This is a genomic window from Streptomyces cynarae (genome assembly GCF_025642135.1).
GTDB lineage: Bacteria > Actinomycetota > Actinomycetes > Streptomycetales > Streptomycetaceae > Streptomyces > Streptomyces cynarae.
The window spans coordinates 7,056,381-7,069,936 of record NZ_CP106793.1; the positions used below are offsets into that span (position 1 = coordinate 7,056,381).

The following is a 13,556-nucleotide window of genomic DNA, read 5'->3' on the forward strand; positions in this document are numbered from 1 at the left end:
GGGCTCGACCAGCCACATACAACCCGCACTGTCTGATCGCACCCAGGCGAGGCAGTTACGGAGGAGAGGGAGCATGACCCGTACCGTCATCCGCGGTGGTCTCGTCATCACCGCGTCCGACGAGATCCACGCCGACGTCCTGATCGAGGACGGCCGCATCGCCGCCCTCGCCGCGTCCGGCACCCCGGCCGCCGAGGCCTTCACGGCCGAGCGGGCCATCGACGCCACCGGCAAGTACGTGATCCCGGGCGGTGTCGACGCCCACACCCACATGGAGCTGCCGTTCGGCGGCACCTTCGCCTCCGACACCTTCGAGACCGGCACCCGGGCCGCGGCCTGGGGCGGAACGACCACGATCATCGACTTCGCGGTGCAGAGCGTGGGCCACTCGCTGCGCGAGGGGCTGGACGCCTGGCACGCCAAGGCCGAGGGCAACTGCGCCGTCGACTACGGCTTCCACATGATCGTCTCCGATGTGAACCAGGAGACGCTCAAGGAGATGGATCTCCTGGTCGAGGAGGGCGTGACCTCGTTCAAGCAGTTCATGGCCTATCCAGGAGTGTTCTACTCGGACGACGGCCAGATCCTGCGCGCCATGCAGCGCTCCGCCGAGAACGGCGGGCTGATCATGATGCACGCCGAGAACGGCATCGCGATCGACGTGCTGGTGGAGCAGGCGCTGGCCCGCGGCGAGACGGATCCGAGGTATCACGGCGAGGTCCGCAAGGCCCTGCTGGAGGCCGAGGCCACCCACCGCGCCATCAAGCTCGCCCAGGTCGCCGGGGCCCCGCTGTACGTGGTGCACGTCTCGGCGATGGAGGCGGTCGCCGAGCTGGCCCGCGCCCGTGACGAGGGGCTGAACGTCTTCGGCGAGACCTGCCCGCAGTACCTGTTCCTGTCCACGGACAACCTCGCCGAGCCCGACTTCGAGGGCGCGAAGTACGTGTGCTCGACCCCGCTGCGGCCCAGGGAGCACCAGGCGGCCCTGTGGAAGGGCCTGCGCACCAACGACCTCCAGGTGGTCTCCACCGACCACTGCCCCTTCTGCTTCGTGGGCCAGAAGGAGCTGGGCAGGGGCGACTTCTCGAAGATCCCCAACGGTCTCCCGGGCGTCGAGAACCGCATGGACCTGCTGCACCAGGGGGTCGTCGACGGACACATCTCACGCCGCCGCTGGATCGAGATCGCCTGCGCCACCCCCGCCCGGATGTTCGGCCTCTACCCGAAGAAGGGCACCATCGCCCCCGGCGCGGACGCCGACGTCGTCATCTACGACCCGCACGCCGAGCAGGTCATGTCCGCCCAGACGCACCACATGAACGTCGACTACTCGGCGTACGAGGGCAAGCGCACCACCGGCCGGGTCGAGACCGTCCTCTCGCGCGGCGAACCCGTCATCACCGAGCGGGAGTTCACCGGACGCGCGGGACACGGCGTCTACACCCCCCGCTCCACCTGTCAGTACCTCAACTAGGAGTGGCGCCCCATGGACTTCGGACTCGTCCTGCAGACCGACCCGCCGGCCTCGCGGGTCGTCAGCCTGATGAAGAGAGCCGAGCGCAACGGCTTCCGCTACGGCTGGACCTTCGACTCCGCCGTGCTGTGGCAGGAGCCGTTCGTGATCTACAGCCAGATCCTGGCCAACACCCAGAAGCTGACGGTCGGCCCGATGGTGACGAACCCGGGCACCCGCACCTGGGAGGTCACCGCTTCCACGTTCGCCACCCTCAACGACATGTTCGGCAACCGCACGGTCTGCGGCATCGGTCGCGGCGACTCGGCGATGCGCGTCGCGGGCCGCAAACCCAACACCCTGGCCCGCATCAGCGAGGCCATGAAGGTCATCCGGGCGCTGGGCAGCGGCCGGGAGGCCGACCTCGGCGGCGGCACCGTCGTCAAGTTCCCCTGGATCAGACCGGGCGCCAGGCTTCCCGTGTGGATGGCGGCGTACGGCCCCAAGGCCCTCAAGATGACCGGAGAGGAGGCCGACGGGTTCATTCTCCAGCTGGCCGACCTGTATCTGACCGAGTACATGGTCAAGGCGGTCAAGGACGCGGCAGCGGCCGCCGGGCGCGACCCGTCCGAGGTGAGGATCTGCGTCGCCGCCCCCGCCTACGTCACCGAGGACGACTCGCCCGAGGCGCTGGCGCACGCCCGTGAGCAGTGCCGCTGGTTCGGCGGCATGGTCGGGAACCACGTAGCCGACCTCGTCGCCAAGTACGGCGAGCACTCCTCGGCCGTCCCCGAGGAGCTCACCGACTACATCAAGGCCCGCCAAAGTTACGACTACGCCCACCACGGGCGCAGCGGAAACCCCGACACCCAGTTCGTGCCCGACGAGATCGTCGACCGGTTCTGCGTCATCGGCCCGGTCGAGAAGCACATCGAGAAGCTGAAGGCACTGCGCGAGCTGGGCGTCGACCAGTTCGCCGTCTACGACATGCACGACGCACAGGAAGCCGTCATCGACGCGTACGGGAGCCAGGTCATCCCGGCCGTCAACGGCTGATCCCCACCGGGTCCCCGGACCCCGCCTCTCCCCGCTCGTCCCCTTCCCGCTCTCCCGGGAAGGGGGCTCAGGACGCTCCGGTCGATCCGTCCACCGGGCGCACCCCCCATCGGCGCCGCACCCGCACGGCCTCTCCCGTCCCACCTCCTGATTGGCCTGCCCCATGACCGACACCGCTCCCACGGCCATACCGCCGTCCGCCCAAGTCACCCTCCCCGACGGGCGCGTGGAGATCGCCCCGGGCTCCCCGCAGCCGAGCGGTGCGTACGCCAACGAGGACCTGCTGCCGGTCCCCGTCGCCAAGCGCACCTGGACCACGTACAACTTCTCCGCGCTGTGGGTCGGCATGGCCCACAACACGGCGTCCTGGACCCTGGCCTCCGGCCTGATCGCGGTCGGCATGGACTGGAAGCAGGCGGTGTTCACCATCGCCCTGGCCAATGTGATCGTGCTGATCCCTATGCTGCTCACCGGGCACGCGGGACCCAAGTACGGCATCCCCTTCCCGGTCTTCGCCCGGGCCTCCTTCGGCGTGCGCGGCGCCAACCTCCCCGCGGTCGTGCGAGCGCTGGTGGCGTGCGGCTGGTTCGGTATCCAGACCTGGATCGGCGGCGAGGCGATCTACTTCCTCGCCGGGAAGCTCATCGGCGACAGCTGGTCCAACGCCTCCCACGTCGGCGGCTACGCCTGGACCATGTGGCTGTCGTTCGCGATCTTCTGGGTGCTCCAGGTCGCCATCATCTACCGGGGCATGGAGACGATCCGCCGCTTCGAGAACTGGGCGGCGCCCTTCGTGATCGTCGGCGCCCTGGTGATGCTGTGGTGGATGAGCAGCAAGGCGGGCGGTTTCGGCCCGCTGTTCGACCAGCCCTCCAAGCTGGGCTGGGGAGCGGACTTCTGGAAGCTGTTCGCGCCCTCCCTCATGGGCATGATCGGCTTCTGGTCCACGCTGTCGCTGAACATCCCGGACTTCACCCGGTACGGCCGCAGCCAGAAGGCCCAGACGTGGGGCCAGGCGCTCGGCCTGCCGACCACCATGACGCTGTTCGCGTTCCTGTCGGTGCTGGTCACCTCGGGTTCGCAGGCGGTGTACGGCAAGCCGGTCTGGGACCCGGTGCAACTGGCGGCGAAGACGGACAACGTGGTCGGGCTGCTCTACGCCCTGGTGACCGTGCTGGTGGCGACCCTGTCGGTGAACATCGCGGCCAACCTGGTCTCCCCGGCGTTCGACTTCTCCAACATCGCGCCGCGCAGGGTGAGTTTCCGCACCGGTGCCCTGATCACCTCGGTCCTCGCGGTGCTGATCTTCCCGTGGAAGCTGTACTCCGACCCGCAGGGCTACATCTTCACCTGGCTCGGCCTGGTCGGCGGCCTGCTCGGCACGGTGGCCGGCATCCTCATCGCCGACTACTGGGTCCTGCGACGCACCCGGCTCGACCTCACCGACCTGTACCGCTCAGGTGGCCGCTACTGGTACGGGGGCGGCTGGAACTGGCGGGCCGTGCTGGCCTTCGTCGTCGGCGGGGTGCTGGCGATCGGCGGCGCGGACTTCCATCCGCTGATCGACGGCCGCCCCGTTCCCGCCCTGAAGCCGCTCGCCGACTACGGCTGGGCGGTCGGCCTCGGCACGTCGATGGTGCTGTACCTGCTGCTGATGCTCGCGCGAGGCCGGGACGACGCCATGTCCTGACCTCCGCCGGGGCCCTGAGGACGGTCGGCAGAGGACGGTCAGCTCTTCTGCCGGCCGTCCTCCAGCGCGGCCACCGCTTCTCTGGCGGCCTTGATGGCCCCCTTGTTGATCTCGTCCGTACCGGGCGCCTTTTTCGTCTCGAAGTCGCTGCCGTTGTAGTCCACGGAGACCAGCGCGTTGGACACGCGGACCAGTACCAGGCCCTCACGGGTCTGCTGCTTGTCCTCGGTGGTGAGGTTCACGACCGAGTAGGCGGCGTCGCCGAGACCGGGGACCGCGCCGCCGCCGCTCTTGTCCGCGGTCCGCTCGGTGTACGACTTCTGCACCTGCGCCTGCGAGTCCATGATCTCGAAGGTGACGTCGAGCCAGCGGTAGTCGTAGCCCTTGAGCGCGTTCCAGGAGCAGGTGCGGCGGACCGTCCGGTCCGTGGAGGGGATCTCCTTGCCCGCCGTCTTGGCGCCCGGGACCAGGGACGTGATCGTCTTCCCGGCCAGGGCCGCGCACGGTTCGGGCGCGGTGGTGTACGTCTTCGCCGCGGCCGACTGGCCGGGAGCGGAGGCGGTCCCCGCGTCCTGGGGGCTCTGGGCGTCCTGGCTCCGCTGGGCCGACTTGTGCTCGGTGGCCGAGGAGGCGGCCGGACCGGAGGTCAGCGCCCAGCCCGCACAGGCGAGCACTAGGACCGGGCTCAGCCGCGCCGTGAGGGCGAGTGGCAGGGGAAGATCACGCACGGGCGCACTTCTCATGGGGGACGGACGTGTGAGGGTGGTCCACACTGCGGACTGGGACCACAGTTTCACATGACTGTCTGTGAGGCGGAAGGGGCCAACTCGCTCTGTACCCGCGCGATGACGCAGGCCGACCGCCCACTGGACCGTGTGTCCCCTTATGCCCGCAACCGGACCCGTGCCGGACGCGAACCAGCCTGTCGGGGGCCCCGGCGGGAACCGGGCCGGAGCCGGCCGGGAGCCGTGCGGCTTCCGGTGGACGTCCCCCGAGACGGGGTCCAGGGCGGTCGGATTGCCACCGTCCCCGCTTCCGAACGACCGCCAGGCCGCCCGGCCGCCGCGGGCGCGCTCACCGCATCAGCGATATCGCGTACGCGAGGAAGAACCCGGCCACCAGCACCACGAGCGCGATGATGGCGATCAGCGGTCCCTTCGCCCAGCCCCGCGTCCGGTCGTAGTCGTCCCGATGAGTGACCTCCGCAGTGCTGCTCTCACCCGGCGGAGTCTCTCCCGGAGGCACCCCGCCCGGTTCCACCCCCGGGGTCTGCGACGGCTCGGGGTCGGAAGAACCGTACTGACGGTTCCGCGTCCCCCCTGTTCCGCTGTCCCGGTTCATCTGGTTCATGGCCGCCGAGTACCCGCCCGGCAGGGCTCCACGCGGACACAAGCGGACGAACGGGGCGGCCGCTGCCGTGCGCGCAAGGCCTCGTCAGTGGGCTGGGCGTGAGGGCGACAGCGGGCGGGAGGCGCCCATGCGCACCTGGCGTACCCCCTCGGAGAAGTGGACCACCGGCTCGGCTTCGGGTGGGGGAAGTCCCGCGGCCCGGGTCACGGTCTCCTCGAAGCGCTCGAGGACCGCGGCGCGCAGTGACCAGGGCTCGTGCTCGACGGGCGTTTCCCAGAGCATCCCCAGCCGTCGTGTGTACGCGCGCCACCGCGAGGTCAGCCAGACGTCCCGCTGCGTCGGCGTCAGCGGTCGGCCGGGCCGGACGGCCACCTCGTACGAGGGTGAGCCGCCCCGGCGTGCACCCGAGTAGCGCACCACGTCTCCGTCATGGGTCAGACTCAGCCGGCCCGGGTTGTACGGTGCGCCCACCGCGCGGGCCGCCAGCATGAGGGGGTTGCCCACCTCGATGGACAGGAACCACAGCCCGTCGCGCCCGTCGGGGCCCCGGACGTAGGTGCGCAGGTTGGTCTCCGGAAACGTGGGGAGGCCGGGCGTCGCGCCGGGCAGGACCGCAGGCCGTACGTCGGCCATCAGGAACGGCGTGAAGCTGACCCAGGCCGCGCCCTCGTACTCGTCCACGGTCAGGCCCTCCGGCAGCAGGCGCTGCACCTGGTCGGTGCGGAAGGGCCAGTGCACGAAGGTCTGCGTCAGCCATCCTGCCGCCAGGGCCGGCAGGCGGACGCGCTGCTCCGCCGCGAGGGACACCATGCCGACCGGGTCCCCGTCGATCACACCGGGAAACGCGGTGGAAGCGCTGCGACAGGGGGCAGGGACGTGCCGCGTCACGCCGGCCCGCCGAGGAGACGACGGATGACCTCGGCGCCGGCATCGATCCTGGAGGAGCAGTCAGAAGGCGTAGGGGCCGAAGCGGCCCCAGGCGACCAGGGCGGCCAGGATCAGCAGGACGGCGTTGAAGGCGATCGCCTGGGGTTCCTTGCGGCGGGCGTGGGTCATGGCGGCGAGGAGCATCGTGATCACCAGGCCGGTCGCGGCCAGCGGGGTGAGCACGGGGGCGATGCCGGTGGCCGCGGGCAGGATCAGACCGACAGCGGCGGCGAACTCCACGACGCCGATGAAGCGGACGGTGGCCGGCGAGAAGTCCTTCACCCAGGCGAGCTTCTCGGCCAGCTTGTCCATGGTCTGGGCGGACTTCATGACACCGGCCATGCCGAACATGGCGGCGAGGACGGCCTGCAGAATCCACAGGAAGACGTTCATGGGGCGGAGGGTCCTTCCGGCTGGGGCGGCGAGGGAGGAAGGCATACGGTTCGCCGACCGTTGGTGGCGAACCGTATGCCGAGGTGGGGCGGGGGTCAGGCCGTGAAGACGGCCTCGGCGCGGTCGCGGCTCTCGTACAGCTCCCAGTACAGGGGGGCGATCTGCTCGGCGGTGGCCGTCGGGGCGCCCTCCGGGCCGCCCCCGCCGATCCAGACACCGATCGCGACATGGGCGGCGTACACGCCGGTGCCTGCCAGCTCCTTGTTCAGGTTGACGGCCCAGTTGCGCAGGGCTGCCGCGGCCGCGTTGACGTTGCCCATCACGGGGTTGGGGTCGACCGAGCCGGCGCCGGTGGTGAACAGCAGGGTTCCGGCGTCGGCCTCACGCATGGCGGGCAGCACCGCCTGGGCGGCGGCGACGGCGCCGTAGAAGCTGTACTCGATCTGCGGCTGCAGATTGTCCACCGTTGCCTGGGAGGGGGCTGCCATGGTGAAGCCGGGTACCGGGGAGTGCGGGGCCGAGGAGTACTCCAGTACGTCGATGCCGCCGAAGTGGGCCTTGGCGGCGTCAAGGGCGTCGGTGAGGGAGGCGCGGTCGAGGACGTCGGCGGGGAACGCAGCGGCCGTGATGCCTTCCTGGCCGAGCTGGTCGACCAGCGTCTGAAGCTTCTCCTTGGTGCGCGCGATCAGGGCGACGTCGAAGCCGCGGCTGCCGAATGTGCGGGCGATGGCCAGGCCCATGCCGGGGCCGGCGCCGATGATGGCGATGGTGGGCACGCTGAGGTCTCTTTCCTGGGGTGGGTGGGGAGCGCGTCAGGAGGCAGTGACGGCGATCTCGCCCATTAAGTGAAACGGCCTTCCCGCTTCCATGGCCCCAGCATGCCATAAGTGGACCGGGTGTTCCAGTTCGGTAGGATGGGGCCATGACCGCATTCGCAGATCCCGCCGAAGTCCCAGGCCGGCAGCCCGAGCAGGGTCTGCGCGCCGATGCCGAGCGCAATCGTGACCGCATCCTCGCCGCAGCCCGCCGCCTCTACGCCACCGAAGGGCTCGGTGTTTCCATGGCCTCCATCGCCCGCGAGGCAGGCGTGGGCAAGGCCACCCTCTCCCGCCGCTTCGCCAGCCGGGAAGAGCTTGTCACCGCGGTCTTCGCCGACCGGATGGACGCCTACGCCGACGCAGTCAGCGAGGCACTCGCCGACCCCGATCCCTGGCACGGCTTCATCCGCTACATCGAGGCCGTCTGCGCGATGCAGGCCGCCGACCGGGGGTTCGCCGATGTCCTGACCATGACCTTCCCCGCGGCCAAAGCGCTCGAAGCCCGGCGCGCCGAGGCGTACAACGGATTCGTCGAAGTCATCACCCGTGCCCGGAACAGCGGACACCTGCGCGACGACTTCACCCCGGAGGACTTGGTCGTCCTGCTGATGGCCAACGCCGGCGTCGTCGCCGCCACCGGCGATGCGGCCCCCGACACCTGGCGCCGCCTGGTCGGCCAGATGCTCCGCGCCTACGCCACCCCCGGAACCGAGCTCCCGCCCCTGCCTCCGGCCCCTGCTCCCCGCGCCCTCTACCGCGCCATGATCCGACTCGCCCGCCCCGTGCCCGGCACGCCCTGAGCCGCACAAGGCGGCGTGCACCCCGGACGGCTGGGCGGGCCGGCGGCGGCTCGGCCCTGCGGTGCCGGTGTGGGGGTCGGCCGCGGCGTTGTTGCTGGTAGAAAAAACGGATAGGGAAAATCCGATTTCTGTCGCCACGTGTGGCACGGGTTCGCGGGGCCCCGCGTGTCGGTTGCTGTGGGCCGTGGGTATGTGTCCCGAGCGCTCACAGGACCGACCGATGCGCGTCAACAGCGAGCTGAGAGGCCATATGTTCACCACACGCCCCACCCTCCAGGGCACGTTCGGCATGGTGTCCTCCACCCACTGGCTGGCCTCCCAGTCGGCGATGGCCGTACTGGAGGACGGCGGCAACGCGTTCGACGCGGCCGTGGCGGGCGCGTTCGTGCTGCACGTCGTGGAACCGCACCTCAACGGTCCCGCCGGCGAGGTCCCGATCCTGCTCGCCCCGGCGGGCGGCGGGGTGCGGGTGCTGTGCGGGCAGGGCGTCGCGCCCGCTGGGGCCACCGTCGCCCACTACAGGGCACTCGGTCTGGATCTCGTCCCCGGCACCGGGCCCCTCGCCGCCGCCGTCCCGGGAGCCTTCGACGCCTGGATGCTGCTGCTGCGCGACCACGGCACCAAGACCCTCGCCGACGTCCTGAAGTACGCCATCGGCTACGCCGAGCACGGGCACCCGCCCGTGGAGCGCGTAGGCCAGACGGTCGAGACCGTGCGAAAGATGTTCGAGACCGAGTGGACCTCCTCGGCCGAGGTGTACCTGCCCGGCGGGAGGCCGCCGCGCCCCGGCGAGCCGCTGCGCAACCCGGCGCTGGCCGCCACCTGGAAGCGGCTGCTCGCCGAGGTGGCGGGGGCCGGCGACCGGGAGGCACAGATCGAGGCCGCGCGCCGGGTGTGGCGCTGCGGGTTCATCGCCGAGGCCCTGGTGCGGCAGGCGGAGCGGCCCACCATGGACACCAGCGGCGAACGCCACCGCGGCACCCTGACGGCCGACGACCTGACCTCCTGGTCGGCCGCCTACGAGACCCCGGCGACCTACGACTGGAACGGCTGGACCGTGTGCAAGGCGGGCCCCTGGAGCCAGGGCCCCGTCCTCCTCCAGCAGCTCGCCCTGCTCCCGCCCGAGCTGCCCCGGTACGGCTCCGCGGACTACGTCCACCTGCTGATCGAGGGGTGCAAGCTCGCCATGGCCGACCGCGAGGCCTGGTACGGCGACGCGGCCGAGGTCCCGCTCGGTGACCTGCTGTCGGACGCCTACAACGCCGAGCGGCGCGCCCTGATCGGCGACAAGGCGTCGTACGAGCTGCGCCCCGGCGCCCCCGGAGGCCGCGTGCCGCGCCTGAGCGAGTACGCGCGCGTGGTGGCCGCCGACGATCCGAACTTCGACCCCATGGGCGTCGGCGAGCCGACCGTGGCGAAGAGCCCGACGTCGCCCGTGCCCGGTGAGCCGGACGTCACCGCCGACGGCGCCACCCGTGGCGACACCTGCCACCTCGACGTCGTCGACCGCTGGGGCAACATGATCGCGGCCACGCCCAGCGGCGGCTGGCTCCAGTCCAACCCGGTCGTGCCCGAGCTGGGCTTTCCACTCGGCACCCGGCTGCAGATGACCTGGCTCGACGAGGGCCTGCCGAACTCCCTCACGCCGGGGCGCCGCCCCCGTACCACCCTCACCCCCTCGATCGCCCTGCGCGACGGGGTGCCGGTGCTGGCGTTCGGCACGCCCGGCGGCGACCAGCAGGACCAGTGGCAGCTCCACTTCTTCCTGGCGGCCGCCCTGCGCCCGCACATCCGTGGCAGCCTCGACCTGCAAGGCGCCATCGACGCCCCGAACTGGCACAACGACAGCTTCCCCGGCTCCTTCTACCCGCGCGGCATGCGTCCCGGCAGCGTCACGGTCGAGTCCCGCATGGACCCGGAGGTCGTCGCTGAGCTGCGCCGGCGCGGCCATGACGTCACCGTCGGCGAGGCCTGGTCGGAGGGGCGGCTGTGCGCGGTCGCCCGGGACCCGGGGACGGGCGTGCTCTCGGCCGCTGCCAATCCGCGGGGCATGCAGGGGTACGCGGTGGGCCGCTGAACCAGCCGGCCCGGGGACAAGCGCCGAAATTCCGAGAAGCGCCGAATTCATACCGATTCCAGCCGGAGTACACCGGGCCGGTGAGGATTGTCAGCGACGCGTGCTCTCATGGAGGGCATGATCGACGACTACGAAACCATCGACGGGTTTCTCGCGCACGGCACGGCAGACGTCGAGGAGGCCGTGCGCAAGGCGGCCGCCACCGAGATCATGCCCCGCTTCTGCCGGCTCGCCGCGCACGAGATCGACGAGAAGAACGGACCGCACGACCTGGTCACGGACGCCGACCGCAACGCCGAGGCCCACCTCACCGAGGTGCTCCCGAGGCTGCTGCCCGGCTCGGTCGTGGTGGGCGAGGAGGCGGTGCACGCCAACCCGGTGACCTACGAGGCCATCCGGGGCGAGGCCCCCGTCTGGATCGTCGACCCGGTCGACGGCACCCGCCAGTTCGTGCACGGCGACCCCGGGTTCTGCACGCTGGTCGCGCTCGCCCAGGGCGGTGTCGTACGCGCCTCGTGGACGTACGCCCCGGCCCTGGACCGGCTCGCCACGGCGATACGGGGGAAGGGCGCGTTCCTCGACGGCGAGCGCCTGCGAGCGGGCTCTCCCGCGGCGGGCCGCGACCTGGAGGTGGCCACGTCGCACCCCGACTACACCACGGACGAGGAGAAGCGCGCGCTGCTCGGACTGTGGACGGACGGCGTCCGCCCGCGCCCGTGCGGCTCGGCGGGCCTCGAGTACCTCAACATCGCCCGGGGCGTCCTCGACGGCACCGCTTTTTCCTGGGAAGCGGCGTGGGATCACGCGGCCGGGCTGCTGCTGGTCGAGGAGGCGGGCGGCGCCACCCTCACCCTGACAGGCGAACCGTTCCGGATCACCGGCGGCAACGCGCTGCCGTTCACCGCGGCACGGGACGAGACCACGGCGCGCCGGGTGGTCAAGCTGCTGTCCGGCGCCGCCTGACCTTCCCGTGTACCCGAGGCGTGTCAGACCTCCGGCATATCCTGATCTCCTGTGGCCGTCGGCTGACGAAGGAGTCCGAAGGTGCCGTCGATGCTCGATGCGGTCGTGGTGGGGGCGGGGCCCAATGGGCTGACGGCTGCCGTGGAGCTGGCCCGTCGCGGTTTCTCCGTGGCCGTCTTCGAGGCGCGCGACACCGTCGGCGGCGGCGCCCGCACCGAGGAGCTGACGCTGCCCGGTTTCCGGCACGACCCGTGCTCGGCCGCTCACCCCCTCGGCATCAACTCGCCCGCGTTCCGCGCCATGCCCCTCGAGCGGTACGGCCTTCAATGGCTGCACGCCGAGCTGCCGATGGCGCACCCCTTCCCCGACGGCACGGCCGCGGTGCTGTCCCGCTCGGTGGCCGAGACGGCCGCCTCGTTCGGCCCGCGCGACGCGGGAGCGTACCGCCGGCTCGTCGCGCCGTTCCTGAGCCGCTGGGACACCCTGGCCCGGGACTTCATGTCCCTGCCCCGGACCGCGCTGCCCCGGGACCCGGTCACCCTCGCCCGCTTCGGCATCGTGGGGCTGCCCCCGTCCACCTGGCTGATGCGCCGCTTCCACGACGAGCGCGCGAAGACCCTGTTCGCCGGGCTCGTCGCCCACGTGATCGCCCCGCTCGGCGGTTTCGCCACCGGCGCGATCGGCCTGGTCTTCGCCCTCGCCGCGCACGCCCGCGGCTGGCCGGTCGCCCGCGGCGGCTCCCAGTCGATCTCCGACGCCCTCGCCGCGTACCTGAAGGACCTGGGCGGCACCGTCCACACCGACTACGAGGTCAAGCGCCTCGACGACCTGCCCCCGGCGCGCGCCTACGTCTTCGACACCTCGCCCACGGCGCTGGCCCGTATCGCCGGCCTCGGACGCTACTACGACGGCTACCGCTACGGCGCCGGCGTCTTCAAGATCGACTACGCGCTGGACGGCCCGGTCCCGTGGACCGCGAAGGAACCGCGCGTCGCCGGCACCGTGCAGATCGGCGCCGACAGCGCGGAGATCGGCACCGCCCTGCGCGCCGCGTCCCGGGAGGGCCGAGCGCCCGACCGGCCGTTCCTCATCGCCGTGCAGCCCGGCGTCGCCGACCCCACCCGGGCCCCGGCGGGCAAGCAGGTCTTCTGGGTCTACGGCCATGTGCCCAACGGCTGGCGCGGAGACCTCACCGACGCCATGGAACGCCAACTGGAGCGCTACGCCCCGGGGTTCCGCGACCGCGTCCTCGCCCGCGCCACCGCCGGCCCGCCCGAACTGGCCGCACGCAACGCCAACTACGTCGGCGGCGACATCGCCTCCGGCGCGGCGTCCGGCCTCCAGCTCCTGCTGCGCCCCAAGGCGTCCCTGTCCCCGTACAGCACCCCGCACCCGGCCGTCTTCATCTGCTCCTCGGCCACCCCACCGGGCCCGGGCGTGCACGGCATGTCGGGACACAACGCGGCGAAGGCGGTCTGGCGGAGGCTGAGGCAGCGATGACCGCGATCACGCTGGTCAAGGGCGACATCACCCGGCAGAGCGCCGACGCGATCGTCAACGCGGCCAATTCGTCGCTGCTCGGCGGGGGAGGGGTGGACGGCGCGATCCACCGGCGGGGTGGCCCGGCGATCCTCGAGGAGTGCCGTGCGCTGCGCGCCTCGAGGTACGGCAAGGGACTGCGCACGGGCCGGGCGGTCGCCACCACGGCGGGCGAACTGGACGCACGCTGGGTGATCCACACGGTCGGTCCCCGCTTCAGCCCCCAGGAGGACCGGTCGGAGCTGCTGGCCTCCTGCTACCGGGAGTCGCTGCGCGTCGCCGACGAACTCGGCGCCCGCACGGTGGCGTTCCCGGCCGTGTCCGCCGGCATCTACGGGTGGCCGATCGACGACGCCGCCCGCATCGCGGTGGAGACGGTCAGGGCCACGGAGACGGCGGTCGAGGAGGTCAGGTTCGTCCTCTTCGACGAGCGGGCGTACGAGGCGTTCGCGGCGCAGCTCCCCTGATCGGCCGCTCGTTCACGCGACCC

Annotated in this window: 13 protein-coding genes; 8 read left to right on the forward strand and 5 right to left on the reverse strand. The window is 71.5% G+C overall.

Going from position 1 to position 13,556, the window contains the following annotated elements; all coding sequences use genetic code 11:
- Positions 1-73: 73 nt before the first annotated feature.
- From hydA to N8I84_RS32030, 3 genes are all read left to right on the forward strand, one after another.
- Entirely contained in the window at positions 74-1,474 is a 1,401-nt protein-coding gene (gene hydA, locus N8I84_RS32020; protein WP_263232883.1) for a dihydropyrimidinase, read from the forward strand.
- Positions 1,475-1,486: 12 nt separating this feature from the next.
- The gene (locus N8I84_RS32025; RefSeq protein ID WP_263232884.1) at positions 1,487-2,509 is read left to right on the forward strand and encodes a TIGR03842 family LLM class F420-dependent oxidoreductase; all 1,023 of its coding nucleotides are present in this window, start codon (positions 1,487-1,489) and stop codon (positions 2,507-2,509) included.
- 163 nt (positions 2,510-2,672) lie between these two features.
- Positions 2,673-4,199 (forward strand): NCS1 family nucleobase:cation symporter-1, encoded by a 1,527-nt coding sequence (locus N8I84_RS32030; protein ID WP_263232885.1) that lies wholly within the window; start codon positions 2,673-2,675, stop codon positions 4,197-4,199.
- Between the two features lie 38 nt (positions 4,200-4,237).
- Here N8I84_RS32030 and N8I84_RS32035 read toward each other — a convergent pair whose 3' ends face one another.
- The 5 genes from N8I84_RS32035 to N8I84_RS32055 form a co-directional block, all read right to left on the reverse strand.
- The gene (locus N8I84_RS32035; RefSeq protein WP_263232886.1) at positions 4,238-4,927 is read right to left on the reverse strand and encodes a hypothetical protein; all 690 of its coding nucleotides are present in this window, start codon (positions 4,925-4,927) and stop codon (positions 4,238-4,240) included.
- Positions 4,928-5,273: 346 nt separating this feature from the next.
- The gene (locus N8I84_RS32040) at positions 5,274-5,540 is read right to left on the reverse strand and encodes a DUF6480 family protein (RefSeq protein ID WP_390899067.1); all 267 of its coding nucleotides are present in this window, start codon (positions 5,538-5,540) and stop codon (positions 5,274-5,276) included.
- A 93-nt stretch (positions 5,541-5,633) separates the two neighbouring features.
- On the reverse strand, positions 5,634-6,383 hold the full coding sequence (locus tag N8I84_RS32045; RefSeq protein ID WP_390898969.1) for a YqjF family protein: 750 nt from the start codon (positions 6,381-6,383) through the stop codon (positions 5,634-5,636).
- 114 nt (positions 6,384-6,497) lie between these two features.
- A complete protein-coding gene (locus N8I84_RS32050) occupies positions 6,498-6,869 on the reverse strand; it encodes a DoxX family protein (protein ID WP_263232889.1) in 372 nt (123 codons plus the stop codon).
- A 95-nt stretch (positions 6,870-6,964) separates the two neighbouring features.
- A complete protein-coding gene (locus tag N8I84_RS32055; protein WP_263232890.1) occupies positions 6,965-7,645 on the reverse strand; it encodes an SDR family NAD(P)-dependent oxidoreductase in 681 nt (226 codons plus the stop codon).
- A gap of 146 nt (positions 7,646-7,791) precedes the next feature.
- On the opposite strand from N8I84_RS32055, the gene N8I84_RS32060 reads away from it, so the two are divergent.
- The 5 genes from N8I84_RS32060 (at position 7,792) to N8I84_RS32080 (ending at position 13,533) form a co-directional block, all read left to right on the forward strand.
- Positions 7,792-8,487, forward strand: a complete 696-nt coding sequence (locus N8I84_RS32060) for a TetR/AcrR family transcriptional regulator (protein WP_263232891.1) — start codon at positions 7,792-7,794, stop codon at positions 8,485-8,487.
- A 250-nt stretch (positions 8,488-8,737) separates the two neighbouring features.
- A complete protein-coding gene (locus N8I84_RS32065; protein ID WP_263234948.1) occupies positions 8,738-10,564 on the forward strand; it encodes a gamma-glutamyltransferase family protein in 1,827 nt (608 codons plus the stop codon).
- 117 nt (positions 10,565-10,681) lie between these two features.
- Positions 10,682-11,527: an inositol monophosphatase family protein gene (locus N8I84_RS32070; protein WP_263232892.1), complete on the forward strand. Its 846-nt coding sequence runs from the start codon at positions 10,682-10,684 to the stop codon at positions 11,525-11,527.
- A gap of 90 nt (positions 11,528-11,617) precedes the next feature.
- Positions 11,618-13,027 (forward strand): phytoene desaturase family protein, encoded by a 1,410-nt coding sequence (locus N8I84_RS32075; RefSeq protein WP_263232893.1) that lies wholly within the window; start codon positions 11,618-11,620, stop codon positions 13,025-13,027.
- Positions 13,024-13,533: an O-acetyl-ADP-ribose deacetylase gene (locus tag N8I84_RS32080; RefSeq protein ID WP_263232894.1), complete on the forward strand. Its 510-nt coding sequence runs from the start codon at positions 13,024-13,026 to the stop codon at positions 13,531-13,533. Before N8I84_RS32075 ends, N8I84_RS32080 begins: the two co-directional genes overlap by 4 nt.
- Positions 13,534-13,556 lie beyond the last annotated feature (23 nt).